General features: G+C 72.4%; 22 protein-coding genes. 10 read left to right on the forward strand and 12 right to left on the reverse strand.

Features of this window, described 5'->3' with window-relative positions; translation table 11 throughout:
- Window positions 1-28 precede the first annotated feature (28 nt).
- Window positions 29-484: a MarR family winged helix-turn-helix transcriptional regulator gene (locus tag ACZ573_RS23275; protein ID WP_351149453.1), complete on the forward strand. Its 456-nt coding sequence runs from the start codon at window positions 29-31 to the stop codon at window positions 482-484.
- Window positions 485-502: 18 nt separating this feature from the next.
- Here the strand turns inward: ACZ573_RS23275 and ACZ573_RS23280 are convergent, their stop codons facing one another.
- A complete protein-coding gene (locus ACZ573_RS23280) occupies window positions 503-1954 on the reverse strand; it encodes an MFS transporter (protein ID WP_471307096.1) in 1452 nt (483 codons plus the stop codon).
- 33 nt (window positions 1955-1987) lie between these two features.
- Between ACZ573_RS23280 and dusB the strand changes: the two genes are divergently transcribed.
- The 3 genes from dusB (at window position 1988) to ACZ573_RS23295 (ending at window position 7604) form a co-directional block, all read left to right on the forward strand.
- Window positions 1988-3148, forward strand: a complete 1161-nt coding sequence (gene dusB, locus ACZ573_RS23285; protein ID WP_301374717.1) for a tRNA dihydrouridine synthase DusB — start codon at window positions 1988-1990, stop codon at window positions 3146-3148.
- Between the two features lie 364 nt (window positions 3149-3512).
- Entirely contained in the window at window positions 3513-6221 is a 2709-nt protein-coding gene (gene ppdK / locus ACZ573_RS23290; protein ID WP_471307097.1) for a pyruvate, phosphate dikinase, read from the forward strand.
- Between the two features lie 384 nt (window positions 6222-6605).
- Window positions 6606-7604 carry an ArsR/SmtB family transcription factor gene (locus ACZ573_RS23295; protein WP_301371298.1) on the forward strand — a complete coding sequence of 333 codons (999 nt, stop codon included), beginning with the start codon at window positions 6606-6608 and terminating at the stop codon, window positions 7602-7604.
- Between the two features lie 149 nt (window positions 7605-7753).
- Here the strand turns inward: ACZ573_RS23295 and ACZ573_RS23300 are convergent, their stop codons facing one another.
- Window positions 7754-8914: an alkaline phosphatase PhoX gene (locus ACZ573_RS23300; protein ID WP_471307099.1), complete on the reverse strand. Its 1161-nt coding sequence runs from the start codon at window positions 8912-8914 to the stop codon at window positions 7754-7756.
- 211 nt (window positions 8915-9125) lie between these two features.
- On the opposite strand from ACZ573_RS23300, the gene ACZ573_RS23305 reads away from it, so the two are divergent.
- Window positions 9126-9590: a group III truncated hemoglobin gene (locus ACZ573_RS23305; protein WP_471307101.1), complete on the forward strand. Its 465-nt coding sequence runs from the start codon at window positions 9126-9128 to the stop codon at window positions 9588-9590.
- A gap of 140 nt (window positions 9591-9730) precedes the next feature.
- The gene (locus ACZ573_RS23310) at window positions 9731-10138 is read left to right on the forward strand and encodes a VOC family protein (RefSeq protein WP_301371301.1); all 408 of its coding nucleotides are present in this window, start codon (window positions 9731-9733) and stop codon (window positions 10136-10138) included.
- 18 nt (window positions 10139-10156) lie between these two features.
- Here ACZ573_RS23310 and nirD read toward each other — a convergent pair whose 3' ends face one another.
- Genes nirD through ACZ573_RS23325 form a run of 3 tightly spaced genes read right to left on the reverse strand, consistent with a single transcriptional unit; the run spans window position 10157 to window position 14413 of the window.
- Window positions 10157-10489 (reverse strand): nitrite reductase small subunit NirD, encoded by a 333-nt coding sequence (gene nirD, locus ACZ573_RS23315; RefSeq protein ID WP_301371303.1) that lies wholly within the window; start codon window positions 10487-10489, stop codon window positions 10157-10159.
- The gene (gene nirB / locus ACZ573_RS23320) at window positions 10486-13011 is read right to left on the reverse strand and encodes a nitrite reductase large subunit NirB (protein WP_471307104.1); all 2526 of its coding nucleotides are present in this window, start codon (window positions 13009-13011) and stop codon (window positions 10486-10488) included. Before nirB ends, nirD begins: the two co-directional genes overlap by 4 nt.
- Window position 13012: 1 nt before the next feature.
- Window positions 13013-14413: an NAD(P)/FAD-dependent oxidoreductase gene (locus ACZ573_RS23325; protein ID WP_471307106.1), complete on the reverse strand. Its 1401-nt coding sequence runs from the start codon at window positions 14411-14413 to the stop codon at window positions 13013-13015.
- Window positions 14414-14653: 240 nt separating this feature from the next.
- On the opposite strand from ACZ573_RS23325, the gene ACZ573_RS23330 reads away from it, so the two are divergent.
- Window positions 14654-15430 carry a sulfite exporter TauE/SafE family protein gene (locus tag ACZ573_RS23330; RefSeq protein ID WP_030012032.1) on the forward strand — a complete coding sequence of 259 codons (777 nt, stop codon included), beginning with the start codon at window positions 14654-14656 and terminating at the stop codon, window positions 15428-15430.
- A 21-nt stretch (window positions 15431-15451) separates the two neighbouring features.
- On the opposite strand, the gene ACZ573_RS23335 is transcribed toward ACZ573_RS23330, so the two are convergent.
- Window positions 15452-16156, reverse strand: a complete 705-nt coding sequence (locus tag ACZ573_RS23335) for a class F sortase (protein WP_471307109.1) — start codon at window positions 16154-16156, stop codon at window positions 15452-15454.
- A 130-nt stretch (window positions 16157-16286) separates the two neighbouring features.
- Window positions 16287-16829 carry a hypothetical protein gene (locus tag ACZ573_RS23340; RefSeq protein WP_471307111.1) on the reverse strand — a complete coding sequence of 181 codons (543 nt, stop codon included), beginning with the start codon at window positions 16827-16829 and terminating at the stop codon, window positions 16287-16289.
- Window positions 16830-17129: 300 nt separating this feature from the next.
- Between ACZ573_RS23340 and ACZ573_RS23345 the strand changes: the two genes are divergently transcribed.
- Entirely contained in the window at window positions 17130-17588 is a 459-nt protein-coding gene (locus ACZ573_RS23345) for a gamma-glutamylcyclotransferase family protein (RefSeq protein ID WP_471307113.1), read from the forward strand.
- Here the strand turns inward: ACZ573_RS23345 and dnaG are convergent.
- The 4 genes from dnaG to ACZ573_RS23365 form a co-directional block, all read right to left on the reverse strand.
- A complete protein-coding gene (dnaG, locus tag ACZ573_RS23350; RefSeq protein WP_471307115.1) occupies window positions 17585-19510 on the reverse strand; it encodes a DNA primase in 1926 nt (641 codons plus the stop codon). The genes ACZ573_RS23345 and dnaG overlap by 4 nt on opposite strands.
- A 34-nt stretch (window positions 19511-19544) precedes the next feature.
- Entirely contained in the window at window positions 19545-20819 is a 1275-nt protein-coding gene (locus ACZ573_RS23355; protein ID WP_471307116.1) for an NAD(P)/FAD-dependent oxidoreductase, read from the reverse strand.
- 93 nt (window positions 20820-20912) lie between these two features.
- Window positions 20913-22238 (reverse strand): deoxyguanosinetriphosphate triphosphohydrolase, encoded by a 1326-nt coding sequence (locus tag ACZ573_RS23360; protein WP_471307118.1) that lies wholly within the window; start codon window positions 22236-22238, stop codon window positions 20913-20915.
- Window positions 22239-22274: 36 nt separating this feature from the next.
- Window positions 22275-23000 (reverse strand): sirohydrochlorin chelatase, encoded by a 726-nt coding sequence (locus tag ACZ573_RS23365; RefSeq protein ID WP_471307119.1) that lies wholly within the window; start codon window positions 22998-23000, stop codon window positions 22275-22277.
- A gap of 335 nt (window positions 23001-23335) precedes the next feature.
- Between ACZ573_RS23365 and ACZ573_RS23370 the strand changes: the two genes are divergently transcribed.
- Together ACZ573_RS23370 and ACZ573_RS23375 are read left to right on the forward strand one after the other, a co-directional pair.
- On the forward strand, window positions 23336-24043 hold the full coding sequence (locus tag ACZ573_RS23370) for a SanA/YdcF family protein (protein ID WP_471307164.1): 708 nt from the start codon (window positions 23336-23338) through the stop codon (window positions 24041-24043).
- A 275-nt stretch (window positions 24044-24318) separates the two neighbouring features.
- Window positions 24319-26424: a molybdopterin oxidoreductase family protein gene (locus tag ACZ573_RS23375; RefSeq protein ID WP_471307121.1), complete on the forward strand. Its 2106-nt coding sequence runs from the start codon at window positions 24319-24321 to the stop codon at window positions 26422-26424.
- Here the strand turns inward: ACZ573_RS23375 and ACZ573_RS23380 are convergent.
- On the reverse strand, window positions 26421-26756 hold the full coding sequence (locus ACZ573_RS23380) for a hypothetical protein (protein WP_471307122.1): 336 nt from the start codon (window positions 26754-26756) through the stop codon (window positions 26421-26423). The two genes, ACZ573_RS23375 and ACZ573_RS23380, sit on opposite strands and share 4 nt — an antisense overlap.
- Window positions 26757-26858: the final 102 nt, after the last annotated feature.

The following is a 26858-nucleotide window of genomic DNA, read 5'->3' on the forward strand; positions in this document are numbered from 1 at the left end:
TCATTTCTTGATTGCTACGATGTGGACCATGACGGCAGATCAGGACGGACCGCACCCTCCCCAGCGGCTGGGCCTGCTGCTGGCCTGGCACGGGTCGGTCACCCAGACGCGGATGAAGCGGGCACTCGGCGCGGCCGGGCTCACCCCGCGGCACGCGATGACGCTGATGCACCTGGAGGGCGGCCCCATGAGCCAGCGGGCGCTCGCCGAGCGGCTGGAGGTGGACCCGAGCGTGCTCGTCGGGATCCTGAACGACCTGGAGGGCGAGGGCCTGGCCGAACGCCGCCGGGACCCGGCCGACCGCCGCCGTCACAACGTGGCCATCACCGACGCCGGGGAAGCGGCCCTCCACAAGACGAACACCGCCCTCGACGAGGTCGAGAGCGGCATCTTCGCGGGCCTGTCGGCCGCGGAGCGCGACCTCCTGCGCGGCCTCCTCGACCGGGTCAACACCTCGGCCGAGGACTTCAACTGCGGCGAGTAGCCGCCCGCCACGGACCGCTCAGCCGCGCGGCGAACCCGTCGTCGTCGCGGTGGCGCCGACCGCCTCCTCCAGGGTGCGGGCGGTCCGCTCCGCCGTCCGGCGGGCCCATGCGCCGCTCGTCGCCGCCCCCACGGCCAGGACGAGCAGCCCGCAGATCGTGATGATCCACCAGGCCGGCTGGGCCGCCGCCGAGAAGTCCGCGCCGTTCGCCAGCCCGGCCGCCAGCACCGAGCCGATCACCGCCACGCCCAGGGTGCCGCCGGTCTGCCGGCTGGTGGAGGCGATGGCGGCCGCGACCCCCGCCTGCGAACGCGGCATCCCGGACACCGCCGTATTGGTGATCGGCGCGTTCACCATGCCGAAGCCGAGCCCGAACAGCATGTACCCGGTGAACAGCAGCGGATTGGACGTCTCGGCCTCGAACAGGGCGAACAGCAGCCCGCTCGCCGCCATCGACACCCCCGCGATCAGCAGGCAGATCCGCGGCCCGCGGCTGCCCACCAGCCGCCCGGCCAGCGGGGCGAACAGGACGGTCAGACCGGCCATCGGCAGCATGTAGAGCCCGGCGTGCAGGGCACTGAGGCCCCGCACGTCCTGGAGGTACAGCGTGTTCAGGAAGAGGAAACCGGCGAGCCCGGCGAAGGCGCTGATCGCGATCACGGTCGACCCGCTGAAGGGCGCGCTCCGGAAGAACCGGAGATCGATCAGCGGCTCCTCGCAGCGGGGCTCGTGGATCAGCAGCCCCAGGAACGATGCGACGGCCACCACCGCGCACCCCATGATCAGCGGCGAGCGCCAGCCGGCGGCCGGCGCCTCGATGATCCCGTACGTCAGACTGCCCAGCAGGGCGATGACCAGCACCTGCCCCAGCGGGTCCGGGCGGCGCGGACGGGCCGCCCGGGACTCGGTGATGTGCCGCAGGGTCAGCGCGAACGCCGCCAGCCCGATCGGCAGGTTGATCAGGAAGATCGAGCGCCAGCCCACGGAGTCCACCAGCACCCCGCCGATCAGGGGCCCCGCCGCCATGGAGATGCCCCCGACCGCCCCCCACACGCCGATGGCCCGGGCCCGCTCGGCGGGATCGGTGAAGGTGTTGGTGATGATCGACATCGCCACCGGGTTGAGCATCGCGCCGCCGACGGCCTGCACCATGCGGAAGACGATGAGCCAGTTGAGGCTGGGGGCGAGCGAGCAGAGCAGGGAGCCGCCGGTGAAGGCCACCAGACCGGCCACGAACACCTTCCGGCGCCCGATCCGGTCAGCCGTGGAGCCCGCGAGCATCAGCAGCGAGGCCAGCACGAGGGTGTAGGCGTCGATGCTCCACTGCAGTCCCGCGACCGAGGCGTCCAGGTCACGGCGCATCGAGGGCAGGGCGACGTTGAGCACGGTGTTGTCGAGGCTGACGATCAGCAGGCTCATGCAGCAGATCGCGAGGACGAGCATGCGCTGCCGGGGACTCGGCTCGATCATGCGCCGATGCTACGTCCCCCGCACCCCCTCGGCATGCGGGACAATGGGCGGATGACCACGCTCCCTCCGCCCCTCGCGATCGGCCCGCACACCGTGCAGCCCCCGGTGGTGCTCGCACCCATGGCCGGCATCACCAATGCCCCGTTCCGTACCCTCTGCCGGGAGTTCTCGGGCGGCAAGGGGCTGTTCGTGAGCGAGATGATCACGACCCGCGCCCTGGTCGAGCGCAACGAGAAGACCATGCAGCTGATCCACTTCGACGAGACCGAGAAGCCTCGCTCGATTCAGCTGTACGGGGTGGACCCGGCCACGGTCGGCAAGGCGGTCCGCATGATCGTCGAAGAGGACCGCGCCGACCACATCGACCTCAACTTCGGCTGCCCGGTCCCCAAGGTGACCCGCAAGGGCGGCGGCTCGGCCCTCCCCTACAAGCGGAACCTGCTGCGCGCGATCCTGCGCGAGGCCGTCGCGGGCGCCGGCGACCTCCCGGTCACCATGAAGATGCGCAAGGGCATCAACGACGACCACCTCACCTACCTCGACGCCGGCCGGATCGCCGTCGAGGAGGGGGTCACCGCGATAGCCCTGCACGGCCGGACCACCGCCCAGCACTACGGCGGCACCGCCGACTGGGACGCGATCGCGCGGCTCAAGGAGCACGTGCCGGAGATCCCGGTGCTCGGCAACGGCGACATCTGGTGCGCCGAGGACGCGCTGCGCATGGTCCGCGAGACCGGCTGCGACGGCGTCGTCGTGGGCCGCGGCTGCCTGGGGCGGCCGTGGCTGTTCAACGACCTGGTGGCGGCCTTCGAGGGGCGCCCCGAGGACTTCCACAAGCCCACCCTGCGCGAGGTGGCGACCACCATGCACCGCCACGCGCAACTGCTGGGGGAGTGGATCGGCGACGAGGCGCGCGGGGTGATCGACTTCCGTAAGCACGTGGCCTGGTACCTCAAGGGCTTCTCGGTGGGCTCGGAGATGCGCAAGAAGCTCGCGGTCACCTCTTCCCTGGCCGAGCTGGACGCTCATCTGAGCGAGCTCGATCTGGATCAAGCATGGCCGGAGAGCGCGGACGGACCTCGCGGTCGGACGTCCGGAAACAACCGAGTTGTCCTGCCGGACGGCTGGCTGAAGGACCCGTACGACTGCGCGGGTGTGAGCGAGGACGCTGAACTGGACACCTCCGGAGGCTGACAAATCGCCCTCCGTGGTGCGTGATATACGCCACGCATGGGAAGGGTTTCGCTCAGATGAGCACAGAAGTCACGGGTAAGACTTTCAAAGGGTGGCACTGGGTGCCACCCTTTGTGCGTTCAAGACTTGAATGCAAATGTATCGATGATCGCTCATCCGAGCGTGATCAGGCCTCAAGGGCCCCCTCACCCTTCGAGATGTGAAGGCTGTTCGTACTTTCTGATTACCCATGAGTTACTTTCGATCTGCTGGCGCACGGGTGGTTACAGCCGTATGACGACCAAGTGGACGTACCCAGAAGCCTTCGATCTGGGTATGTTCCTGGCCGTCAGGGCAGCCACCGAGCCTCGAGGAGTCGAGACCCGTGTCGGAAAACAAAGATCAGAAGTTCGTCTACGACTTCACCGAGGGCAACCGCGACCTCAAGGACCTTCTCGGCGGCAAGGGTGCCAACCTCGCCGAGATGACCAACCTGGGTCTGCCGGTCCCTCCCGGCTTCACCATCACCACCGAGGCCTGCAAGGTCTACCTCGAGAGCGGCACGGCCCCGGCCGCGCTGCGCGAAGAGGTCAGCGCCCACCTTGCCGCCCTCGAGGCGAAGATGGGCAAGAAGCTCGGACAGTCGGACGACCCGCTGCTGGTCTCCGTGCGCTCCGGTGCGAAGTTCTCGATGCCCGGCATGATGGACACCGTCCTCAACATCGGCCTCTCCGACGAGTCCGTGACCGGCCTTGCCTCCCAGGCCGGTAACGAGCGCTTCGCGTGGGACTCCTACCGCCGCCTCATCCAGATGTTCGGCAAGACCGTGCTGGACGTCGACGGCGAGCTCTTCGAGGAAGCCCTCGACGAGGCCAAGGCCGCCAAGAAGGTCACCGTCGACACCGACCTGGACGCCGCCGACCTGAAGAAGCTGGTCACCCGCTTCAAGAAGATCGTCGCCAAGCAGGCCGGCCGCGAGTTCCCGCAGGACGCCCGCGAGCAGCTCGACCTCGCCGTCGAGGCCGTCTTCAACTCGTGGAACACCGACCGCGCCAAGCTCTACCGCCGCCAGGAGCGCATCCCGAGCGACCTGGGTACCGCGGTCAACATCTGCTCCATGGTCTTCGGCAACCTCGGCCCCGACTCCGGCACCGGCGTCGCCTTCACCCGCGACCCCGCCAGCGGCCACGCGGGCGTCTACGGCGACTACCTGCAGAACGCCCAGGGCGAGGACGTCGTCGCGGGTATCCGCAACACCGTGCCGCTCGCGGACCTGGAGGCCATCGACAAGGCCTCGTACGACCAGCTCATGACGATCATGACGACGCTGGAGACCCACTACAAGGATCTCTGCGACATCGAGTTCACCATCGAGCGCGGCCAGCTGTGGATGCTCCAGACTCGCGTCGGCAAGCGCACCGCCGGCGCCGCCTTCCGCATCGCCACCCAGCTCGTCGACCAGGGCCTGATCGACGAGGCCGAGGCCCTCCAGCGCGTCAGCGGCCACCAGCTGGCCCAGCTGATGTTCCCGCGCTTCGACGAGGGCGCCAAGACCACCCTGCTCGGCCGCGGCATCGCCGCCTCCCCGGGCGCGGCGGTCGGCAAGGCCGTCTTCGACTCCTACACGGCCGTCAAGTGGTCCCGCTCCGGCGAGAAGGTCATCCTGATCCGCCGCGAGACCAACCCGGACGACCTGGACGGCATGATCGCCTCCGAGGGCATCCTGACCTCGCGCGGCGGCAAGACCTCGCACGCCGCCGTCGTCGCCCGCGGCATGGGCAAGACCTGTGTCTGCGGCGCCGAGGAGCTCGACGTCGACACCAAGCGCCGCCGCATGACGGTCGGCGAAACGGTCATCGAAGAGGGCGACGTCGTCTCCATCGACGGCTCCACCGGCAAGGTCTACCTCGGTGAGGTACCCGTCGTACCGTCCCCGGTCGTCGAGTACTTCGAGGGCCGCATGCACGCCGGCGCCGACGACGCCGACGAGCTCGTCGCCGCCGTGCACCGGATCATGGCCTACGCCGACCGCGTCCGCCGCCTGCGGGTGCGCGCCAACGCCGACAACGCCGAGGACGCGCTGCGCGCCCGCCGCTTCGGCGCCCAGGGCATCGGCCTGTGCCGCACCGAGCACATGTTCCTCGGTGAGCGCCGTGAACTCGTGGAGCGACTGATCCTCGCGGACACCGACGGAGAGCGCGAGGAGGCACTCAGTGCCCTCCTGCCGCTGCAGAAGAAGGACTTCGTCGAGCTGTTCGAGGCGATGGACGGCCTCCCCGTCACCGTCCGCCTCCTGGACCCGCCGCTGCACGAGTTCCTGCCCGACATCACCGAGCTGTCGGTGCGCGTCGCCCTCGCCGAGTCCCGCAAGGACGCCAACGAGAACGACCTGCGCCTGCTCCAGGCCGTGCACAAGCTGCACGAGCAGAACCCGATGCTGGGTCTGCGCGGTGTCCGCCTCGGCCTGGTCATCCCCGGCCTGTTCAAGATGCAGGTCCGGGCGATCGCCGAGGCCGCGGCCGAGCGCAAGAACGCCAAGGGCGACCCGCGCGCCGAGATCATGGTCCCGCTCGTCGGCACCGTCCAGGAGCTGGAGATCGTCCGCGACGAGGCCGACCAGGTCATCGCCGAGGTCGAGGCCGCGACCGGCACCAGCCTCAAGCTGACCATCGGCACGATGATCGAGCTGCCGCGCGCCGCGCTGACCGCCGACCAGATCGCCGAGGCCGCGCAGTTCTTCTCCTTCGGCACGAACGACCTGACCCAGACGGTGTGGGGCTTCTCCCGCGACGACGTCGAGGCCAGCTTCTTCACCGCCTACCTGGAGAAGGGCATCTTCGGGGTCTCGCCCTTCGAGACCATCGACAAGGACGGTGTCGGCTCGCTGGTCCGGCACGCGGCCAAGCTGGGCCGGGCCACCCGCCCCGACCTCAAGCTCGGCGTCTGCGGCGAGCACGGCGGCGACCCCGAGTCCGTCCACTTCTTCCACGAGGTCGGCCTCGACTACGTCTCCTGCTCGCCCTTCCGGATTCCGGTGGCGCGCCTTGAGGCCGGCCGTGCGGCCGCCGAGGCGAAGGGCAGCGACAGCCGCTGACCCACAGCCCGCCTAGGGCCCCATAGACCGCGCCTGTCCCCGGGTTCCCTGACTGCCCGGGGGCGGGCGCGCCTATTTTTGTTGTTCAACAAATCTTTACGCCAGCAGGCGGTGGACGGATCCCCACCCGTCCACCGCCGCTGTCATTCTGCCGGGCACGTCGGCGCTTCCCGGTGCGACCGACCGCCAGGCCCCGCAAAGCCCCCCACGGCCTTCGCGGAGCGTTTCGGTCGCACCGGAGTGTGCCCGGCGGAGTACAGGATTTCGGTTGTCACGCCCCCGCCGAAAGGGGTTTCAACTGTGGCCGAAAGGGCGTGGTGACAACGTGTGACGGCGTGCATACTCATGGGGCGGGGGGATTGCGGTTGCACAGGTGGGGGTTCGGTGCTGCGTATCCATTTCACTGGAGTGGACCTGGCACGCGTACGGATGGCAGGGCGTCCCGATGCGTTGTGGGAAACGATTCTGAGCTTTCACCGCTTAAGGGACCGGCGCGATGCCCGGTTGTTCGGTGAATGGCGTACGGAAACCCGGAGCAGGTTGAATAGTGAAACACGCACGCTCGGTATGCTCATACCGAGTCGTGGTTATTTCCCCGATTTCTTGACCCCTGTGGAGGGGCAGTACGGGTGGGACGTGGGCCTCGACGCGCTGCGCGGGATTCGTCCCGAGCGCATGCGGCGCGAGCTGCAGCTGCTGGCCGCCGGTGCCCCGATGACGCCACGGCTACGGGAGTTCATGGACGGCGGTGACAAGCAGCTGCCGCGGCTCATGGGCGAGCTCCGCGCGTACCACCGGGCCGCCGTGGAGCCGTACTGGACGCATATCCAGGCCCAGATCGAGGCCGAGCGCGCCGCGCGCGGCCGGGCCCTGCTGGACGGCGGCGCGGACGAGCTGCTGGACTCCCTGCCGCCCATGCTGCGCTGGCGGGCCCCGGTGCTGGAGTGCGACTACCCCGTGGACCGTGACGTACGGCTGCGGGGGCGGGGGCTGCTGCTCCAGCCCTCCTTCTTCTGCCGGCGCACCGCGGTGACCCTGCACGATCCCGAGCTGCCGCCGGTGCTCGTCTACCCGGCCGCGGCGCAGCTGGCCTCGGCGCCGGCGGGGGGCGAGGCGGCGCGGCCCGTGGAGGAGCAGCGCCAGCGCACCCTGGGCAAGCTGGTCGGGCACACCCGCTCGGTCGTGCTGCGGGCCATAGGGGACGGGGCGACCACCAGTGAGCTGGCCCGCCGGGCCGGGGTCTCGCTGGCCTCCGCGAGCCAGCACGCGTGCGTGATGCGGGAGGCGGGGCTGGTCACCACGCTGCGGCGGGGGAACGCGGTGCTGCACACCGTGACCCCGCTGGGGGCTGCGCTGCTGAAGGGTGGGGCCGTGGCCTCATGACGGTGGCCGCACCTCGGCGGGGTGAACCCGTCGGGGTGCGGCCGGTCGTGCGGGTGCGGCGCCGTTGCCCCCGGGCCCCGCGCCTCGAACTCCCCCCGCTACCGCTGGGAGGTGCCCCCTGGCGGGGCTGGAGGGGAACGACGGCGGGGCTAGACGCGGAACGGGCCCGTCACCTCGTAGGTGATGCCGCCGGACGAGCTGCCGCTCGTACCGCGCTGGCTGGAGAAGTAGAGGCGGTTGCCGGCGGGCGAGAAGGCCGGGCCGGTGATCTCCGAGGAGGACTGGCCGGTGATCCGCAGGAAGGGCGCCACCACGTCGTCCGGGGTGATCACGCAGATCTCCATGTTGCCGCCGTCCTCGGCGACGTACAGGTCGCCGTACGAGGACCCGGTGACGTTGTCGACACCGGTCAGCGGGGCCGCGCCGCCGGGCACGAGCGAGTCGTCGTAGGCCAGCTCGTACGTGCTGTTCGTGAGGTTCAGCTGCCAGACCCGGTTGTCGCCCTTGGTGGTGAACCAGACGGTGTCGTTGGCGTAGTGGCAGCCCTCGCCGCCGTTGAACTTCTTCGAGCCCGAGACCTGGCTGCGGGTCACGGTCGGCGAACCGTCCGGGTCCGGGACGTTCTGCCAGGTGAAGGAGCCGGAGGTGGCGGTGCCGGCCTTCAGGACCTGGAGGGTGCCGGAGGAGAGGTTGCCCCAGGTGGCCGGGATGAAGCGGTAGAAGCAGCCGTTGGTCTCGTCCTCGGTCAGGTAGATCACCCGGCGCACCGGGTCGGCGGCGGCCGCCTCGTGCCTGAAGCGGCCCATCGCAGGGCGCTGCACGGCCGCGTTCACCCCGTACGGGTCGGTCTCGTAGACGAAGCCGCGGTCGACCTCCTCGCAGGACAGCCAGGTGTTCCAGGGGGTCTTGCCGCCCGCGCAGTTCTGCCGGGTGTTGGACAGGATGCGGTAGGCGCCGGTGATGGTGCCGGAGGAGTTGAACCTGACCGCGCTCGCGCCGCCGGAGGGGTTGATCTCCGAGTTCGACACGTAGATCCAGCCCGAGCCGTCCGCGAAACAGGCACCGCCGTCGGGGGCGCTGTGCCAGCTGTACGAGGTGCCGCTGACGGTCTGGCCGGAGCGGGCGATGACCCGGCTGGTGAAGCCGCTGGGGAGCATGATGCCGTTGGCGTCGGCCGCGCCGAGCGCCCCGTAGGGTCCGGCACCCGGCTGGGCGGGGGCGGCGTAGGCGGCCCCGTGCATCAACGTGCCGCCGAAGGCGGCGGCCGACGAACCGATCACTGCGCCGCGCAGGAAGGTACGACGTTCCACGGTCACTCCTGTGGGAGGAAGGCCCCGCGGCCGGTCGGACGCGGGGTCGCACGCGTCGAGGAACCTAGGAGGCGCCAGTTGCCGTGGCGCCAACTCCCCATGACGCACGGGCGACCGCTCGACGTGCAATACGCCGGACCGCGCAACGGCGGGGCGCACCGCGGGACTTTCCGCCCGGGGGAGGCCCCCCGTGGGGGAGGATGGTGCGGCAATGGACCACTTCGCCGCCGCCGACATCTCAGGCCGTGCCGACCTCGACGTCGTACTGCGCCGCTTCTACACGGCCGCCTTCGCCGACCCGCGGATCGGGCCCTTCTTCACCGAACTCGCGGGCACGGACCTGGAGTCCCACCTGCCCCGGATCACCGATTTCTGGGAGCGGGCCCTCTTCCGCACCGCCGACTACCGGCGCGACGCCTTCGCCCCGCACGCCGCCCTGCACGCGGTGCGGGAGCTGACCGCCGCCGACTTCGGCCGCTGGGTCCAGCTGTGGAGGGCCGCGATCGACGGACGGCACCGGGGGCCGAACGCCGAGCGGGCCAAGGGGCAGGGGGAGCGGATCGCGCTCGCCCTCCACCAGCGCCTCGCCGGACCCGGGGCCTCGCTCCAGGGCGAGGACGCGGCCGGCTTCATCCCGCTGGCGGTGCTGGAGCTGAGCCTCGTATCTATGGCCTGACCTGCGGTTTCGTAGGTCAGAAAAGAAAATTGGAAGAAATTTCGCGGGGAGCGATGAGTTTCCCGGGGACGGGCGGTCTACCTCTCGAAAGCACCGGGCAGCACGCACCGAGCTCCGCACACGAGAGAAATGAGACCTCGATGTCCGCCACCATGATCTTCGTCAACCTGCCGGTCAAGGACCTGGACGCCAGCAAGGCCTTCTGGAGCAAGCTGGGCTACTCCTTCAACGCCCAGTTCACCGACGAGAACTGCGCCTCGATGGTCATCAGCGACACCATCGTCGCGATGCTCCTGACCGAGGCCCGCTACAAGGACTTCACCCACAAGGAGATCGCGGACGCCACGAAGACGTCCGAGGTGCTGCTCTGTCTGAGCGCCGGGAGCCGCACCGCGGTCGACGAGCTGGTGGACGGAGCCCTGGCGGCCGGCGCCACCGAACCCCGCCCCGCCCAGGACCACGGCGTCATGTACGGCCGCGCCTTCGACGACCTCGACGGCCACACGTGGGAGATCATGTGGATGGACCCGTCGATGGTCCAGGGCTGACGACATCACCGAATGCGGTCACGAGGTCGCGGCGGTCCGCACCGGGTAGGTCCGGACCACCGTCTCCTCGTCGTCCAGGCAGCGCCCCGACTCCAGGTCGAAGCGCTGCTTCAGCAGCGGGGAAGCCACGAAGGGCCGGCCCCCCGCCGTGCCCACCAGCCCGCGCGAGAGCACGTGCGCCCCGGTGAAGGGGTCCTGGTTGCCGATGGCGTACGGGCGCCCCGCGCGGTCGACGAACACCGCGGCCTGGCTCCCGTCGGGCAGCAGCGCCGCCACCCCGCGCCCGGGGGTGAGCGAGGACAGCTCGCACACCGTCAGCCAGCCCTGCGCAACCTGCAGTTCCACGGTCATCGGACGGGTCCTCCTATGGTCAGGACGGCCAGGTCGGGCTTGACCTGGTCGCGCTCGGGGACGAACTTCACGGTCGGGTCGGGGGCACCGGGAGCGTTGACGAAGGACACGAACCGGCGCAGCCGTTCCGGGTCCTGGAGCGTCTCGGCCCATTCGTCCCGGTAGTGCGCCACGTGGTCGGCCATCAGGGCCTCCAGCTCCGCGCACAGCCCGAGCGAGTCGTGCACGACCACGTCCCGCAGGTGGGCCAGGCCCCCCTCCAGCCGCTCCAGCCAGGTGGAGGTCCGCTCCAGCCGGTCCGCGGTGCGGATGTAGAACATCAGGAACCGGTCGATCAGCCGGACCAGTTCGGCGTCCGACAGGTCCTGGGCCAGCAGGTCGGCGTGGCGCGGGGTGGCCCCGCCGTTGCCGCCCACGTACAGGTTCCAGCCACTCGCCGTCGCGATGACGCCGAAGTCCTTGCTCTGCGCCTCCGCGCACTCGCGGGCGCAGCCGGAGACCGCCGACTTCAGCTTGTGCGGGGCGCGCAGCCCCCGGTAGCGGAGCTCCAGGTCGATGGCCATCCGGACGCTGTCCTGGACCCCGTAGCGGCACCAGGTCTGCCCCACGCAGGACTTCACCGTGCGCAGGGCCTTCCCGTACGCGTGCCCGGACTCGAACCCGGCGTCGACGAGCCGTGCCCAGATCCGCGGGAGCTGGTCCACGCTCGCCCCGAAGAGGTCGATCCGCTGGCCACCGGTGATCTTCGTGTAGAGGCCGAAGTCCCGGGCCACCTCGCCGATCACGATCAGCTTGTCGGGGGTGATCTCACCGCCGGGGATGCGCGGGACGACCGAGTAGGAGCCGTTGCGCTGCATGTTCGCGAGGAAGTGGTCGTTGGTGTCCTGGAGGGCGGCCTGCTCCCCGTCCAGGACGTAGCCGCTCGCCCCGAGGGTCGGGGCCAGCGAGGCGATGATCGAGCCGACGGTGGGCTTGCAGACCTCGCAGCCGTCGCCGCCGCGGGCCTCCGGGCGCCCGTGACCGTCGAGGATCGCCTCGTACGAGGTCAGCCGGCGGGTACGGACGATCTCGTAGAGCTCGGCCCGGGTGAAGGGGAAGCAGCCGCACAGCCCCTTGTCGGTGGCGGCCGGCAGCAGCTGGCCGATCACCTTGACGCAGCTGCCGCAGCCCGTGCCCGCCTTGGTGCACTTCTTGACCTCGGCGAGGGTGGCGCAGGCGGCGATGGCCTTCTTGGTGACGTTGTGGCAGGAGCAGATCACCGCGTGGTCGGGGAGCGCGGACGGGCCGAGCGCGAGCGGGGTGCCGACCCCGGCGGGCAGCACCAGCTGCTCGGGGGCCACGGGCGGGACGCTGCCGGTGAGCGGGCGCAGCAGCCCGTAGGAGTCCGCGTCGCCGACCAGCACCCCGCCGAGGAGGACCCCGTCGGGCGAGACGACCAGCTTCTTGTAGACCCCGGAGCGGGAGTCGGACCAGACGACGTCGAGGCTGTCCGGGGTGGCGCCGTGGGCGTCGCCGAAGGAGGCCACGTCCACGCCGAGGAGCTTGAGCTTGGTGGAGAGGTCGGCTCCGGTGAACTCCTTCTCGCGGCCCAGCAGATCGTCGGCGGCCGTCTCGGCCATCTCGTAGCCGGGGGCGACCAGTCCGTAGACCCGGCCGTCGACGGCGAGGGCGCACTCGCCGATGGCGTAGACGTGCGCGTCGGAGGTGCGGCAGCGGGCGTCGACCGCGATACCGCCGCGCTCGCCGACGTCCAGTCCGGCGTCGCGGGCCAGCTGGTCTCGGGGACGGACGCCGGCGGAGAAGACGACGAGGTCGGTGTCGACGACGGAGCCGTCGGAGAGCCGCATTCCGCTGACGTGACCGTCCTCGCCGGTCACCACCTCCTGGGTGCCGACACCGGTGTGGACGGTCAGCCCCATGGACTCGATGGTGCGCAGCAGGGCCGCGCCGCCGCCCTCGTCGACCTGTACGGGCATCAGGCGCGGGGCGAACTCGACGATACGGGTGGCCAGGCCCAGCCCCTGGAGGGCGCCGGCGGCCTCCAGCCCGAGGAGGCCGCCGCCGACGACCGCGCCGGAGCCGCGGCTCTTCGCGTACTCCTCGATCGCGAGCAGGTCCTCGATCGTGCGGTAGACGAAGCAGCCGGGGGCGTCCTTGCCCGGGACCGGCGGTACGAAGGGATAGCTGCCGGTGGCCAGCACCAGGACGTCGTACGGGAACACCTGCCCGGACCGGGAGGTGACGGTACGGGAGGCCCGGTCTATGTGCTCGGCGGGGTCGTCGAGGTGGAGGGCGATGCCGTGCTCCTCCATGAACCCGGCGGGCGTCATGGACAGGTCCTCGGCGGTGCTGCCGGAGAAGTACGAGGTCAGGTGCACGCGGTCATAGGCGGGCCGGGGCTCCTCGCAGAGCACGGTGATCCGGTGCGTGGCGGTGACCCCGCGCTCGGCGAGTGCTTCGAGGTAGCGCTGGCCGACCATGCCGTGCCCGATGAGCACGATCGTGGGCAGGGGCTCGGGCATGTCAGTGGCCTCCGTCGTCGGTGAGCAGGTGGAACAGGTCGTGCGGTGATTCCCCGCCCTCCCAGGTGCGGGCGAGGGCCCCCACGGTGGAGAGCTCGCCGAGCAGCACGCCCCCGACGAGGCGGTCGCCCCGCAGGACGACCTTGCGGTAGGTGCGGCGGGTGGCGTCGGAGAGGCGGACCACGTCGTCGCCGGGGAGCGGGGTGGTCTCACCGAAGGCGGCGAGGTCCAGGGAGTCGTTCTCGGCTCCGCCGAGGGTGAGGCGGGTGAGGGCGCGGGTGCCGGTGTAGTGCGTGGGCCGGCCGGAGAGGAGCGCGGCCAGGGTGTCGGCCTGCTCCAGGGCGGCGCCCGCGAGGCCGTACACCTGGCCGGCGTGCTCGGCGCAGTCGCCGATGGCGTGGATGCGGGGGTCGCTGGTGCGGAGGTGGTCGTCGACCACGATGCCGGTGTGGACGTCGAGGCCGGCGGCTTTGGCGAGGCCCGTGCGGGGGCGGACGCCGCAGGCGAGCACGACGAGATCGGCCTCCAGCCGGTAGCCGTCGGCGAGCTCGACCCCGGTGACCCGCCGCTGCCCGGGTGCGGCGCCAATGCCGGGGCTCCGCCCCGGATCCCGCTCCTCAAACGCCGGAGGGGCTGGATTTGGCCCGGCCCCGCCTGCCTGGCGCGGCTGGGTTGCCCGCAGGGCAACTTCAGCCTCGCCGACGCTTGAGGCGCGGGGGTCCGGGGGCAGCGCCCCCGGCAGCGGAGCCGCAGGCGATCGTGTCGTGGTCAGGCCGCGCACCCGGCATTCCGTGTGGATCTCCACCCCGAGTGAGGTCAGGTGCGCGGCCAGCAGGGCCGAGGACTCGGCGTCCAGCTGGCGTTCCATCAGGCGCTCGCCCTGCTGGGCCAGGACGGCCACCGCCCCCCGCGCGGCGAGCGCACGGGCCGCGGAGACGCCCAGCAGGCCCCCGCCGATCACCACCGCCCGCACCCCGGGGCGTACGGCCGCCGAGAGGGCCAGGCAGTCGTCCATCGTGCGGAAGGCGTGGACCCCGTCCGGAAGGTCCCGCCCCTCGGGCTCGAACAGCCCGCGCAGCGGCGGGAGCACCGCGTTCGAGCCCGTGGCCAGCACCAGCGTGTCGTACTCCGCCCCCGTGCCGTCGTCGCACCGTACGGTCCGGTCCGCGCGGTCGATCCGTACCGCGCGGACCCCCCGGCGCAGGGCCGGGCCGGGCGTCGGGAGGGCGGTGACCTCCGGTGCGTAGCGGCCGGCGAGGACCTCAGCGAGCAGGACGCGGTTGTACGGGACGTGCGGCTCCTCGCCGAGGACGGTCACCGCCGCCGCACCGGTCAGGCGCGCGGCCAGTCGCAGTCCCGCGAGGCCGCCGCCGATCACCACCACACGCTGTTCCGAGGTCATGCCACGAGCGTGCGCGGCCGCTGTTTCCCCACGGCATCGCCCCTGTTACCCGGACGGAACGCCGGCCTCAGCGCCCGGGTCAAGGGTCGGTGAGGCCTTCCTCAAGGCCGTCTTGAGGATCATCGGGGCCGCCACCGGGGCCCTCAGCGTGCTCCGTTGCCGGCCCGGCGAACCTCAACCTTTGCGCAAGTTTCCGGGGATTGATGGTCACTGCACCCAACTGATCCATAGGGTCGAGCCGTGCCTGACATATCAACGACCATGATCATCGTCCTGTGTGTGGCCGCAGCCGCGGCCGGCTGGATCGACGCGGTGGTGGGCGGCGGCGGCCTGCTGCTCCTGCCCGCGCTCCTCCTCGGCCTGCCGAACGCCCACCCCGCCACCGTCCTCGGCACCAACAAGGCCGTCGCCATCGTCGGCACCGCCGGGGCGGCTGTGACGTACGCCCGCAAGGCTCCGGTGAACGTGAAGCTGGCGGTCCGCATCGGCCTGGCCGCGCTCGCCGGTTCGATGGGCGGTGCCGCGCTCGCGGGCGGCATCAGCAAGGACGCGCTCCGCCCGCTGATCATGGTGGTGCTCGTGATCGTCGCGGGCGTCGTGATCTTCAAGCCGGGCTTCGGCACCGCCCCTTCGACCGCACCCGTCAGCCGGCAGCGGGTGCTGCTCGCCATCGGGCTCGCGGGCCTGGGCATCGGCTTCTACGACGGCCTCATCGGGCCCGGCACCGGCACCTTCCTGGTGCTCGCGCTCACGGCACTGCTCCACCTCGACCTGGTCACCGCCTCCGCCACCGCCAAGATCGTGAACTGCTGCACCAACGCCGGGGCGCTCGCGATGTTCGCCTACCAGGGCATGGTGCTGTGGCAGCTGGCCGCGCTGATGGCGGTGTTCAACCTGGCCGGCGGCATGATCGGCGCCGGTATGGCGCTCAAGAAGGGCAGCGGCTTCGTCCGCGGCGTGCTGCTGACGGTGGTGGGTGCGCTGGTGCTCAAGCTCGGCTTCGAGCAGTGGGGATAGGGCGGACCGGCAAGACGCCCCCTAGTACGTCCCCGTGAGGTGCGCGAAGACCACCACGTTGCCGCGGTAGCCCGTGCGTGGCGAGAAGCCGCCGCCGCAGGTGATCACCCGCAGCTCGGCGCGCGCCGAAGGCCCGTACACGCGGGTGTCGGGGAAGGCCTTGGCGTCGTACACCTCGACCGCGTGCACCGTGAACACCGCCGTACGGCCGTCCGCGCGCGGGATCTCGATGGAGGCCCCGCGGCGCAGCGCGCCCAGGTGGTAGAAGACCCCCGGCCCGGCCGCGTCGTCCACGTGCCCGGCGATGACGGCCGTGCCGGTGGCGCCCGGAGTGGTGCCGTCGCGGTACCAGCCGGCCAGGTCGCGCCGGTCCGGCGGCGGCACTTCGAGGCTGCCGCGGGGATCCAGGCCGAGCCCGGTCAGCGGGGCGTCGACCCGGATGGAGGGGATCCGGATCCGGGCCGGCGGCGAACCGGGGAGCGGGGCGATCCCGGGGCCCACCACGCCGGCGGCGGTCAGTGACTCGGCGGCGGAGGGCAGCGGCGGTCCGACGGGTTCACGCGAACCGCTGGTCACGAGCCAGATGCCGACGCAGGCGGCGAGCGCGACGAGTCCGCCGTGGCGGGCGGTGGGGGTGCGGACGGCCCGGCTCGCCGCTCGCCGCCCGGGGTGCGCTGCGGATCCGGGGCGGTCGCGGCCCCGCGCGCCACCGAAATCGCCACCCATGCGTACCCCCTCGGCTTCCGTTTCGGGGTGACTGGCCGTCGCCCGGCCCCGCGAACGGGGGGGACCTCGCGGGGCGGGCGACGGGGGACGGTACCGGTCGGACCGCGGCCGGAGCCGCGGTGGGCGTCCGTCAGCTCCGCGTGCCGCTCGCCCGGCGACGCAGGAGCCAGGTACCGCCGACGGCGGCAGCGGCCAGTACGGCCGCCCCCGCCGCGATCTTGGCGGGGTCGGTGGTGGTGGTCGTGCCACCGCCCACCCCGGTGTTGACGTGGCCCTGCGGGCCGCGCTCGGTGACGATCAGGTTGCCCGTGGCGAACTTGCCGTTCGCGCAGGTCGCGCCGATGCCGTAGGTCCCGCCGCGGGTGCCGTGGGCGATCTGGAACTGCCCCACGACCACCTCCTTGTGGGTGCCCGGGACCAGCTTGAACCGGCCGCCGCCCACCGTGGTGGCATCGCCGTCCGCGTGACTGCCGCTGCCGCAGGCGGTGGTGTTCACGGTGACGGTGGCGCCGGGGGCGGCGGACTTGGGCCATACCTCCAGCGGCGCGAAGTCCCCGGGTGCGAAGCCCACCACGCCGAGGTCCGCGGCGGCCACCGCGCCGGCGACCGGCCCGGCGAACGCGGCGGCGCTCAGCGCGGTCGCGGTCAGCAGGTGTGCGGTACGTCGGCGCATGGGGACTCTCCTGGAGACACGGGGTCGTGTTTCCGAGGAAACCCGGCCGGCCCGCCGCGCGCCTGCTGATGTTCCGTCAGGTATGCCTTTCCCTGACCCACCTGCGGAACGTCTTCGCAGGTCAACGCGGGTGCTGCGGCCATCGGAGCGCCCCGCGCCGTCCGGGTGACTCCGGCTGCCCGGTCGGGTCACGAACGCCGGGAGGTTGTGCGACAGCGGTGCGTACGGTGGTGGGGCGCGGGAAGGCCGGGACTCTCGGCCCGGCCCGCGGACCGCCGCGCCATACCCGAGGGAGGCCCCGTGACATCGGTCGAACGGCTACCGGACCCGAGCGATCCGCTCCCGTTCTTCGTCTACGGGACCCTGCGCCCGGGCGAGGTCAACCACGAACTCTTCCTGCGCGGCCGCACGGCCTCGGAGGAGCCGGCCCTCCTCCCGGACGCGGCGCTCTACGACGGGCCCGGATATCCGTACGCGGTCCACCGCCCCGGCACCGCGGTCGTCGGCGAGCTGATCACGGCGGCGCCGGGTGCGTACGGGAAGCTGCTCGCCGCGCTGGACCAGCTGGAGGAGTACCAGGGCCCGGGCCGCCCGGGGAACATCTACGACCGGATCGCCCGGCCGGCCCTGCGCCCCGACGGCACGACGGTCCGCGCCTGGGTCTATCTGGCGGCCCCGCTGATCGCCCGCGACCTGCGCGCATCAGGCACGGAGATACCCGGCGGCGACTGGTTCAAGCGCCGGCAAGACACGCCCTAGAGCCCCTCGGCGCCGCGGTTGCGCAGCCGCTGGCCGTACTGCTGGAGCACCCACAGCTCCTCCTGGACGGCCGCCAGTTGTTCCGGCGGAGCCTGCGGGCCCAGCCGCGACAGCGTGCCCTGGATCTCGTGGACCCGGCGGTCGACGGCGCGCAGCCGCACCTGGACCAGCTGGACCCCCGCGTAGATCTCGTCCACCGTCTTTGCGTGGATGGCCTCGACCGCCAGCTCCGTGACGAGCGCGCGCACGGTGTCGTTCGGGGCGGCCTCGCGGACGCGGGCCAGGTAGTCCTCCGTGCCGAGCGAGGCACCGCCCGCGTCCAGGATGGCCTGGCGCACCGCCGCGTAGGGCGGGGCGGTGAACTCGTCCATCCCGTACGCGTCGAAGGCCGGGGAGACCAGGGCGGGCCGCTGGAGCGCGAGCTTCAGCAGCTCGCGTTCGGTGCGGTGGGCCGGGCTGCGCAGGTTCAGCGCGGGGCCCCCGGCCGGCTGGGCGGCGGGCGCGGGGACGTCCTCGTAGGAGGGGCGGCCCCGCTGCGGCTTCCCGCCGGGCCGGCCGCCCTGCGGGCCGTCGCCCTGGCCGCGCTCGCGGGCCCAGCGCGCCAGCTGTGCGACCCGCTTGACCACGAACTGCTCGTCGCGGATGCCCAGCATGCCCGCCAGCTGGACCGCCGACTCGTGCTGGATCGCGATGTTCTTGATGTTGGCGACGACGGGCGCGGCCTCGTCCAGGGCGGCCGCCCGGCCCGCCGGATTCTCCAGGTTGTGCCGGGCGACGATGTGCCGCAGCGCGAATTCGAACAGCGGGGTACGGGCCTCCACCAGGCCGGACACGGCCGCGTCGCCCTGGGCCAGGCGCAGGTCGCAGGGGTCCATCCCGCCGGGGGCGATGGTGATCGAGGTCTCCGCGGCGAACTTCTGGTCGTCCTCGAAGGCCCGCAGGGCGGCCTTCTGGCCCGCCGCGTCGCCGTCGAAAGTGAAGATCACCTCGGCGGTGGCGTTGTCCATCAGCAGCCGGCGCAGGATCTTGATGTGGTCCCCGCCGAAGGCGGTGCCGCAGGTCGCGATCGCGGTGGTGACCCCGGCCAGGTGGCAGGCCATCACGTCCGTGTAGCCCTCGACGACCACGGCCCGGGAGGTCTTCGCGATCTCCTTCTTCGCCAGGTCGATGCCGTACAGCACCTGAGACTTCTTGTAGATCGCGGTCTCGGGGGTGTTCAGGTACTTCGGCCCGTTGTCGTCGTCGCGCAGCTTGCGCGCGCCGAAGCCGACCACCTCGCCGCTGATGTCGCGGATCGGCCACATCAGCCGCCCGCGGAAGCGGTCGATCGGCTTGCCGCTGCGGCTGTCCTGGGCGAGCCCGGAGGTGATCAGCTCCTTGTCGCTGAAGCCCTTGCCGCGCAGGAAGCGGGTCAGGTGGTCCCAACCGGCCGGGCTGTAGCCCACGCTGAAGTGCGCGGCCGCGGCCTGGTCGAAGCCGCGCTCCGCCAGGAACTTGCGGCCGATCTCCGCCTCGGGGCTGCCCAGCTGGTCAACGTAGAACTGGGCGGCGGCCTTGTGCGCCTCGACCAGCCGGATGCGGTCACCGCGGCCGCTGGTGCCGGCGGTGTAGCCGCCCTCCTCGTACCGCAGGGTGATGCCGGCCAGGCCGGCCAGGCGCTCGACCGCCTCCGAGAAGGAGAGGTGGTCGATCTTCATGACGAAGTCGAGGGTGTCCCCGCCCGCCTGGCAGCCGAAGCAGTGGTAGAGCCCCTTGCTGGGGCTGACCTGGAAGGAAGGGGACTTCTCGTCGTGGAAGGGGCACAGGCCCTTGAGGTTGCCGCCGCCCGCGTTGCGCAGCTGGAGGTACTCGGAGACCACGGCGTCGATCGGGACCGCGTCCCGTACCGCCTTCACGTCGTCGTCGTTGATCCGTCCTGCCACCCGTGAAGTCTACGGCCGGGCGCCGGTAATCCGGTCAGGCCCCCTCGCCCCGCACCAGGGAGTCAAGCGGAACGGACGGGTCCGCCAGCGCCTCGCGGTTGACGGGGGTCTTCGACCTGATCAGGGCCTGGATGTGCTCGGTGACATCCCACACATTCACGTTCATCCCGGCCAGGACCCGCCCCTCCGACAGCCAGAACGCGATGAACTCCCGCTTGCCCACGTCCCCGCGGATCAGCACCTGGTCGTAGCCGCCGGCCGGCGCGTACCCGGAGTACTCCAGGCCCACGTCGTACTGGTCCGAGAAGAAGTACGGCACCCGGTCGTAGCGGACCTCCTGGCCCAGCATGGCCTTCGCGGCCGCCGGGCCGCCGTTCAGCGCGTTGGCCCAGTGCTCGACCCGCAGCCGGGTCCCGAGCACCGGATGGTGGGCGGCCGCCACGTCCCCGACCGCGTAGACGTCCGGGTCGGAGGTGCGCAGGGAGGAGTCCACCGCGATCCCGCCGCCGTGCTCCCGGTCGACCAGGGCCAGCCCGGCGGTCTCGGCCAGCGCGGTCCGCGGGGCGGCCCCGATCGCGGAGAGCACCGCGTGCGCCGGGTGCTCCTCCCCGTCGTCCGTACGGGCGGCCAGCACCATGCCGTCGTGGCCCACGATCTCGGTCAGCCGCGCCCCGAAGTGGAACCGCACCCCGTGATCGGCGTGCAGGTCGGCGAAGAGCCGGCCGATCTCCGGGCCGAGCACCGCGTGCAACGGCGTGGCCTCCGGCTCGACGACCGTGACCTCGGCGCCGTAGCCGCGGGCCGCGGCGGCCACCTCCAGCCCGATCCACCCGGCGCCCGCGATGAGCAGGTGCCCGTTGTCCCGGCCGAGCCCGGCCAGGACGCCCTTCAGCCGTTCGGCGTGCGCCAGGCGCCGCAGGTGGTGCACCCCGGCCAGGCCGGTGCCGGGGATGTCCAGGCGGCGCGGCTCGGCGCCCGTGGCCAGCAGCAGCTTGTCGTAGTACAGGACGGTGCCGTCGCCCAGGACCACCTTCTTGGCGTCCCGGTCGAGGTGGACGGCCGGCTGGCCGAGGTGCAGCTCGACGTCGGCGGCCGCGTACCAGGACGGCTCGTGGACGAAGACGCTCTCCCGGTCGTCCTTCCCGGTCAGGTAGCCCTTGGACAGCGGGGGGCGCTCGTAAGGATGGTCGCGCTCGTCGCCGATCAGGATCACCCGCCCCGTGAACCCCTCGGACCTCAGCGTTTCGGCCGCCTTTGCCCCGGCGAGCCCCGCGCCGACGATGACGAATGTCCGGTGTGCGTCGACCACCTGATGCCTCCTCATAACCTCTCCGCCACATGCGAGCACATGCGAGCGTCCCGCACCGAGCCTGCCGCGTGAAGGGGGAGTGGCTCGATCAGCTCACCTTTCGGCGCGTCGGCCGCGCCGGGTGAGGCGTGCGTGAAGGGAACGGGCGGATGCGTCGGTGAGGCACGCGATCTGGTCGATGACCGCCCTTTTCCTCGCCTTGTCGTCCTGGGCCGCGTCGAAGATCGCCCGGAACTGCGGGTCCAGCCCCTCGGGGGCGCGGGCGCTCAGCGCCTCCGCGAGTTCGGCCAGGACGATGCGCTGGTCGGCGCGGATCCGTTCCTGCTCGTCGCGCTGCATCACGTACAGGTCGGCGACCGCCTTGAGCACCGCGCACTCGTTGCGCGCCTCGCGCGGGATCACCAGTTCGGCACCGTACCGGGTGAGGCGGCCGGAGCCGTACGCCTCCCGGGTGGCCCCCTCGGCGGCCAGGCAGAACCGGCCGATCAGCTGGCTCGTGGCGTCCTTCAGCCGGGACTGGGCGACGGCCGAACCGTCGTACCCGTGCGGCCACCACTCCTCCTCCATCAAACGGTCGAGGGCGGCCCGCAGCTCCTCGGGCGAGGTGTCGGCGGGGACGTACCGGCCGATGGCCACCTGCCAGATCGCCGTGCGCTCGGGTTCGGCGTAGAGCATGTTGGGGTCGAGGTGGCCGGCGTGCAGGCCGTCCTCGAAGTCGTGGACGGAGTACGCGACGTCGTCCGCCCAGTCCATGACCTGGGCCTCGAAGCACTTGCGGTCCGCGGGCGCGCCGCGGCGCAGCCAGGCGAAGACCGGAAGATCGTCCTCGTACGCGCCGAACTTCACCGAGCCGGGGTCGGTGGGGTGGTCCCCGCGGGCCCACGGGTACTTGGTGGCGGCGTCCAGGCAGGCCCGGGTGAGGTTGAGGCCGACGCTGACGAGCTCCCCGCTCGCCGGATCGGGCACGAACCGCTTGGGCTCCAGGCGGGTCAGCAGGCGCAGCGACTGGGCGTTGCCCTCGAAGCCGCCGCAGTCCTTGGCGAACTCGTTGAGCGCCTCCTCGCCGTTGTGGCCGAAAGGCGGGTGGCCCATGTCGTGGGAGAGGCAGGCGGCTTCGACGAGGTCGGGGTCGCAGCCGAGCGCGGCGCCGAGCTCCCGCCCGACCTGGGCGCACTCCAGCGAGTGGGTCAGGCGGGTCCGGGGACTCGCGTCCCAGTCGTAGGAACGGCTGCCGGGGGTGACGACCTGGGTCTTCCCGGCCAGGCGGCGCAGCGCGGCCGAGTGCAGCACACGGGCGCGGTCGCGCTGGAAGGCGGTCCGGCCGGGCCGTTTGTCGGGCTCGGCGGCCCAGCGCTCGGTGTCGGCCGCGTCGTAGAGGTCGCGGTGGTCGTCGGTGAGGGCGTGCGTGGTGCCTTCCATGCAGAGACGGTAACCGGAACAACTGACAAACCGGGATCAGGCGGAGACGAGTTCCGGCCGCACCAGGTCGAGGGGCAGCGCACGGGCCTCGTCGTAGCGGTGCAGCAGCAGCCGGGCCAGGGCCGGGTGATCGCCCAGCGGGGCGGCGGCGGGGCCCGGCGCCGCCGCGGCGGTCTGGGTGGCGAACCGGCCGGGAGCGGCGAAGTACGAGGCCACGGCGATCTGGTGGTGACCGCGGGCGGCGAGGGCCCGGACCGCCTCGGGCGCGCTCGGCGCGGCGGCGGAGGCGTAGGCGGGGGTCACCGGCACGCCGCCGAGGCGTTCGGAAAGCTGGGCGGCGGTGCGGCGGGTGTCGGCCGTTGAGTCGGGGTCGCGGGAACCGGCGGCGGCCAGCACGACGGCCGAACCGGGGGCCGGGGTCCAGCCGGTCTCCAGGAGCCGCTCGTACAGGGCCTCGACGAGCAGCGGGTGCGGGCCCAGCGGGGCGGCGACGCGGGTGAGCAGGTGGCCGGCCCGGGCGGCGGCCGCGGGGAGATCACGCTTGACGTGGTACCCGCGGCCGAGCAGCAGCGGGACGAGCACGGCCGAGCCGGACAGCCCGTCCAGGGTGTCGTCGAGCAGCGGCTCGTTCAGCTCGACGTGGCCGAGCCGGACGTCGAGCCGGGGGCGGAGCTCGCGGACCCGTTCGAGGAGGGCGAGGGCGGTGTGCAGGGCGCGCGGGTCACGGCTGCCGTGGGCCACGGCGACGAGGGTGGGCTGCATGGGCGGACTCCGGGTCGGCGCAGGCCGCTGAGCTGAGTGCCCAGCTGGAGGGTGATGCGGCCGAGCAGCTCGGCCGTGCTGTCGAAGGGGAGGGCGGGAAACTCGGGAGGGTGCACCGGCTCCGTCATGAACCGATCCTCCGCGCCGGAGGTTGCCGCCGCGTTGCGCGGGGATGACGGGTCTTTGCCGTGTGCTCACAGGGCGGCCGGCGCGGCTGTCCGCAGCCGGCGCGGCCGGCGGTGTACCTGCCGCAGATCGCGGGCCGGGCGAACCGCGCGGCCCCCGTACGCGTCCTGACCAGCGGACGAGCAACCGAGACCACCAGGGGATGGATGATGCGCCGACCGCGCCTGCCGAGAGTCGAGTGGAGCCGGGCGGTGGCGGCGCTGCGCAGCGTACGGACCCGGCGGCGGGCGGTGCAGGCCGTCATGGCGGGCTGCGTGCTGGCGCTGCTGCCCTCGGCGTGGATGCACGCGGCGGCCGCCGACCGGCTGCGGACCACGGCCGACGCGCCCGCCGCCGAGGTGGCCGTGGTGTTCGGCGCGGGCCTGCTGGGGAGCCGGCCCACCCCCTACCTCGCCGACCGGCTCGACGCCGCTGCCGAGCTGTACCGCACCGGCAAGGTCAAGGTCGTCCTCGTCACCGGGGACAACGGCCGGCACGACTACGACGAGCCCGACGCGATGCGCACGTACCTCACCGCGCACGGGGTGCCGGACGGGCGGATCGTCAGCGACTACGCGGGCTTCGACACCTGGGACTCCTGCGTGCGGGCCAAGGAGATCTTCGGCGTGGAACGGGCCGTGCTGGTCACCCAGGGCTTCCACATCCGCCGGGCCGTCGCCCTGTGCCAGGCGGCGGGCCTGGAGTCGTACGGCGTCGGGGTCGCCGACGTGCACGACGCCACCTGGTACTACGGCGAGACCCGCGAGGTCTTCGCGGCGGGCAAGGCCGCGCTGGACGCGGCCTTCAAGCCCGCACCGCGCTTCCTCGGACCGAAGGAGGAAGGGGTGTCGCGGGCCCTGGCCGCCCTGGCAGACTGACGCGCCTGCCCTCCGACGCCGCCGGCTACATCACGGGCGCCGAACTCGCCGTCGACGGCGGCTGGACCGCCGGCCTGACGGTGAAGTACCTGACGGGACAGTGACCCGCGCCGGCGCCCGCCGGCGGGACGGCCGGATCGTGTACGCCGAACCCGTCGACCGCCCACCACCGCGCCGGGCCTCACCGCAGCCGTCCGGCGGCGCTGAGGCGGAGCACCCGCACTCGTAACGCGCGGCGGCGGCCGGCGTAACACCGCCGACCCACGCTGGACCGTATGCACACCTCCGGCTCCGGCTCCGGCTCCGTCACCGACACGCACTGCCCTTACTGCGCCCTGCAGTGCGGGATGAGGCTGCGCCCCGAACCGGGCGGCGCCACCGTGGCGGTGGAGGAGCGGGCCGACTTCCCCGTCAACCGGGGCGCGCTGTGCGGCAAGGGCCGCACCGCCCCCGCCGTGCTCTCCTCCCGGGTACGCCTGACCCGGCCGCTCGTCCGCACCCACGCCGGGCAGCTGGAGCCGGCCACCTGGGAGGAGGCCCTCGACGCCGTAGCCGCGGGACTCGCCCGCACCGGCCGCACGTACGGCCCCGACGCCGTCGGGGTCTTCGGCGGCGGCGGGCTCACCAACGAGAAGGCCTACGCGCTCGGCAAGTTCGCCCGCGTCGCCCTGCGCACCTCGCAGATCGACTACAACGGCCGCTTCTGCATGTCCTCGGCCGCCGCGGCCCACCAGCGGGCCTTCGGGCTCGACCGCGGGCTGCCCTTCCCGCTGGAGGACATCCCGCGCACCGGCTGCGTGATCCTCGTCGGCTCGAACCTGGCCGAGACCATGCCGCCCGCCCTGCGCTACCTCACCGAGCTCAAGGCCAATGGCGGCACCCTCATCGTCATCGACCCGCGCCGCACCCGCACCGCCGAACAGGCCGACCTGCACCTCGCCCCGCGCCCCGGCACCGACCTGGCCCTCGCACTCGGCCTGCTGCACCTGATCGTCGCGGAAGGGCGGACCGACGAGGAGTTCATCGCCGCCCGCACCACCGGCTGGGATGAGACCCGGGCCGCCGCGATGGCCCACTGGCCGGAGCTGGTGGAGCGCATCACCGGGATACCGGTCCCCAGGCTCCGCGAGGCCGTGGCGATGTTCTGCGCCCCGGAATCCGCCATGGTCCTCACCGCCCGGGGCCCCGAGCAGCAGTCCAAGGGCACCGACACCGTCGGCGCCTGGATCAACCTGTGCCTGGCCACCGGCCGGGCCGGCCGCCCGCTGTCCGGCTACGGCTGCCTCACCGGGCAGGGCAACGGCCAGGGCGGCCGCGAGCACGGCCAGAAGGCCGACCAGCTCCCCGGCTACCGCAAGCTCACCGACCCGGCGGCCCGCGCCCACGTCGCCGGGGTCTGGGGCGTCGACCCCGACAGCCTCCCCGGCCCGGGGCGCAGCGCCTACGAACTCCTCGACGCCCTCGGTACGGACGTGAAGGCCCTGCTCCTGATGGGCTCCAACCCGGTGGTGTCCGCCCCCCGCGCCGGGCACGTCGAGGACCGCATCCGCTCTCTGGACTTCCTCGCGGTGGCCGACGTCGTCCTCTCCGAGACCGCGGCCCTCGCGGACGTGGTCCTCCCGGTCACCCAGTGGGCGGAGGAGACCGGCACCACCACCAACCTGGAGGGCCGCGTCCTGCTGCGCCGCCGGGCGCTGACCCCGCCGCCGGGGGTCCGCAGCGACCTGGACGTCCTGCACGGACTCGCCGCCCGCCTGGGCGTCGAGAAGGGCTTCCCCACCGAGCCGGAGGAGGTCTTCGAGGAACTGCGCCGCGCCTCGGCCGGTGGTCCCGCGGACTACTCGGGCATCACCTACGCCCGCATCGAGGCCGAACAGGGCGTCTTCTGGCCCTGCCCCGCAGGCCCCGAAGGCACCGAGGACCCCCCGGGCACCGAGCGCCTCTTCCTGGACCGCTTCGCCACCGACGACGGCCGGGCCCGCTTCGTCCCCGTCTCCCACCGCGACGCCGCCGAGGTCCCCGACGCGGACTACCCGCTGCTGCTCACCACCGGCCGGGTGGTCGCCCAGTACCAGTCCGGGGCCCAGACCCGCCGGGTGGACGAGCTCAACGCGGCCGCCCCCGGCCCCTTCGTGGAACTCCACCCCCGGCTGGCCGCCCGGATCGGCGCCGTCGACGGCAGCCCCCTCGCCGTGACCTCCCGCCGCGGCCGGGCCGTCGCCCCGGCCCGCATCACCGACACCATCCGCGCGGACACGGTCTTCATGCCCTTCCACTGGCCGGGCGAGGGCCGCGCCAACACCCTCACCAACCCGGCCCTGGACCCCACGTCCCGCATGCCGGAGTTCAAGGTCTGCGCGGTCCGCGTCGAGCCGGCCTAGCTTTCGATCCACCCGTCGTCCACCGACAGGTCGCTGTCGTACAGCACGAACTCCCGCTCCTCCGAACGGATTTCGTACCCGGCCGCGCCGAGCGCGCCGACCAGCGCGTCGCAGGCACCCCCCCCGCCTCCGCCGCCCTGCCGCGCCACCGCCGGGTCACGAAACGCTCGTGCGTGCCCGCGGCCAGGACCCGGCGGGCGTTCCAGGACAGGTGGGCCCCCGTGCGGGACGACCAGGGACGCCAGGGCCGCCCGGTCGAAGTCCGCGGGCAGCAGCAGCTTCAGGTGGCGCTCGAAGCAGCCGCCGCCCGGCCGGGGGAGTCCGCGGTCCACGGGACCGTCTCCACCCCGCCATGCAGTCGATCATCTCGGACATGTGTCCGATCCGCATCGCGCTTCCCGCCTGCGGGTAACCATCCGGTCACGCACCGGACT

Source organism: Streptomyces sp. NPDC040545, assembly GCF_055595065.1.

Excerpts from the sequence above, each read along its gene's own strand:
- ACZ573_RS23275 (WP_351149453.1), top strand. The coding sequence starts at position 29 with ATGACGGCAGATCAGGACGGACCGCACCCTCCCCAGCGGCTGGGCCTG.
- ACZ573_RS23280 (WP_471307096.1), bottom strand. The coding sequence starts at position 1,954 with ATGATCGAGCCGAGTCCCCGGCAGCGCATGCTCGTCCTCGCGATCTGC.
- dusB (WP_301374717.1), top strand. The coding sequence starts at position 1,988 with ATGCGGGACAATGGGCGGATGACCACGCTCCCTCCGCCCCTCGCGATC.
- ACZ573_RS23305 (WP_471307101.1), top strand. The coding sequence starts at position 9,126 with ATGGACCACTTCGCCGCCGCCGACATCTCAGGCCGTGCCGACCTCGAC.
- ACZ573_RS23310 (WP_301371301.1), top strand. The coding sequence starts at position 9,731 with ATGTCCGCCACCATGATCTTCGTCAACCTGCCGGTCAAGGACCTGGAC.
- nirD (WP_301371303.1), bottom strand. The coding sequence starts at position 10,489 with ATGACCGTGGAACTGCAGGTTGCGCAGGGCTGGCTGACGGTGTGCGAG.
- nirB (WP_471307104.1), bottom strand. The coding sequence starts at position 13,011 with ATGCCCGAGCCCCTGCCCACGATCGTGCTCATCGGGCACGGCATGGTC.
- ACZ573_RS23325 (WP_471307106.1), bottom strand. The coding sequence starts at position 14,413 with ATGACCTCGGAACAGCGTGTGGTGGTGATCGGCGGCGGCCTCGCGGGA.
- ACZ573_RS23335 (WP_471307109.1), bottom strand. The coding sequence starts at position 16,156 with ATGGGTGGCGATTTCGGTGGCGCGCGGGGCCGCGACCGCCCCGGATCC.
- ACZ573_RS23340 (WP_471307111.1), bottom strand. The coding sequence starts at position 16,829 with ATGCGCCGACGTACCGCACACCTGCTGACCGCGACCGCGCTGAGCGCC.
- ACZ573_RS23360 (WP_471307118.1), bottom strand. The coding sequence starts at position 22,238 with ATGGAAGGCACCACGCACGCCCTCACCGACGACCACCGCGACCTCTAC.
- ACZ573_RS23365 (WP_471307119.1), bottom strand. The coding sequence starts at position 23,000 with ATGCAGCCCACCCTCGTCGCCGTGGCCCACGGCAGCCGTGACCCGCGC.
- ACZ573_RS23370 (WP_471307164.1), top strand. The coding sequence starts at position 23,336 with ATGCGCCGACCGCGCCTGCCGAGAGTCGAGTGGAGCCGGGCGGTGGCG.
- ACZ573_RS23375 (WP_471307121.1), top strand. The coding sequence starts at position 24,319 with ATGCACACCTCCGGCTCCGGCTCCGGCTCCGTCACCGACACGCACTGC.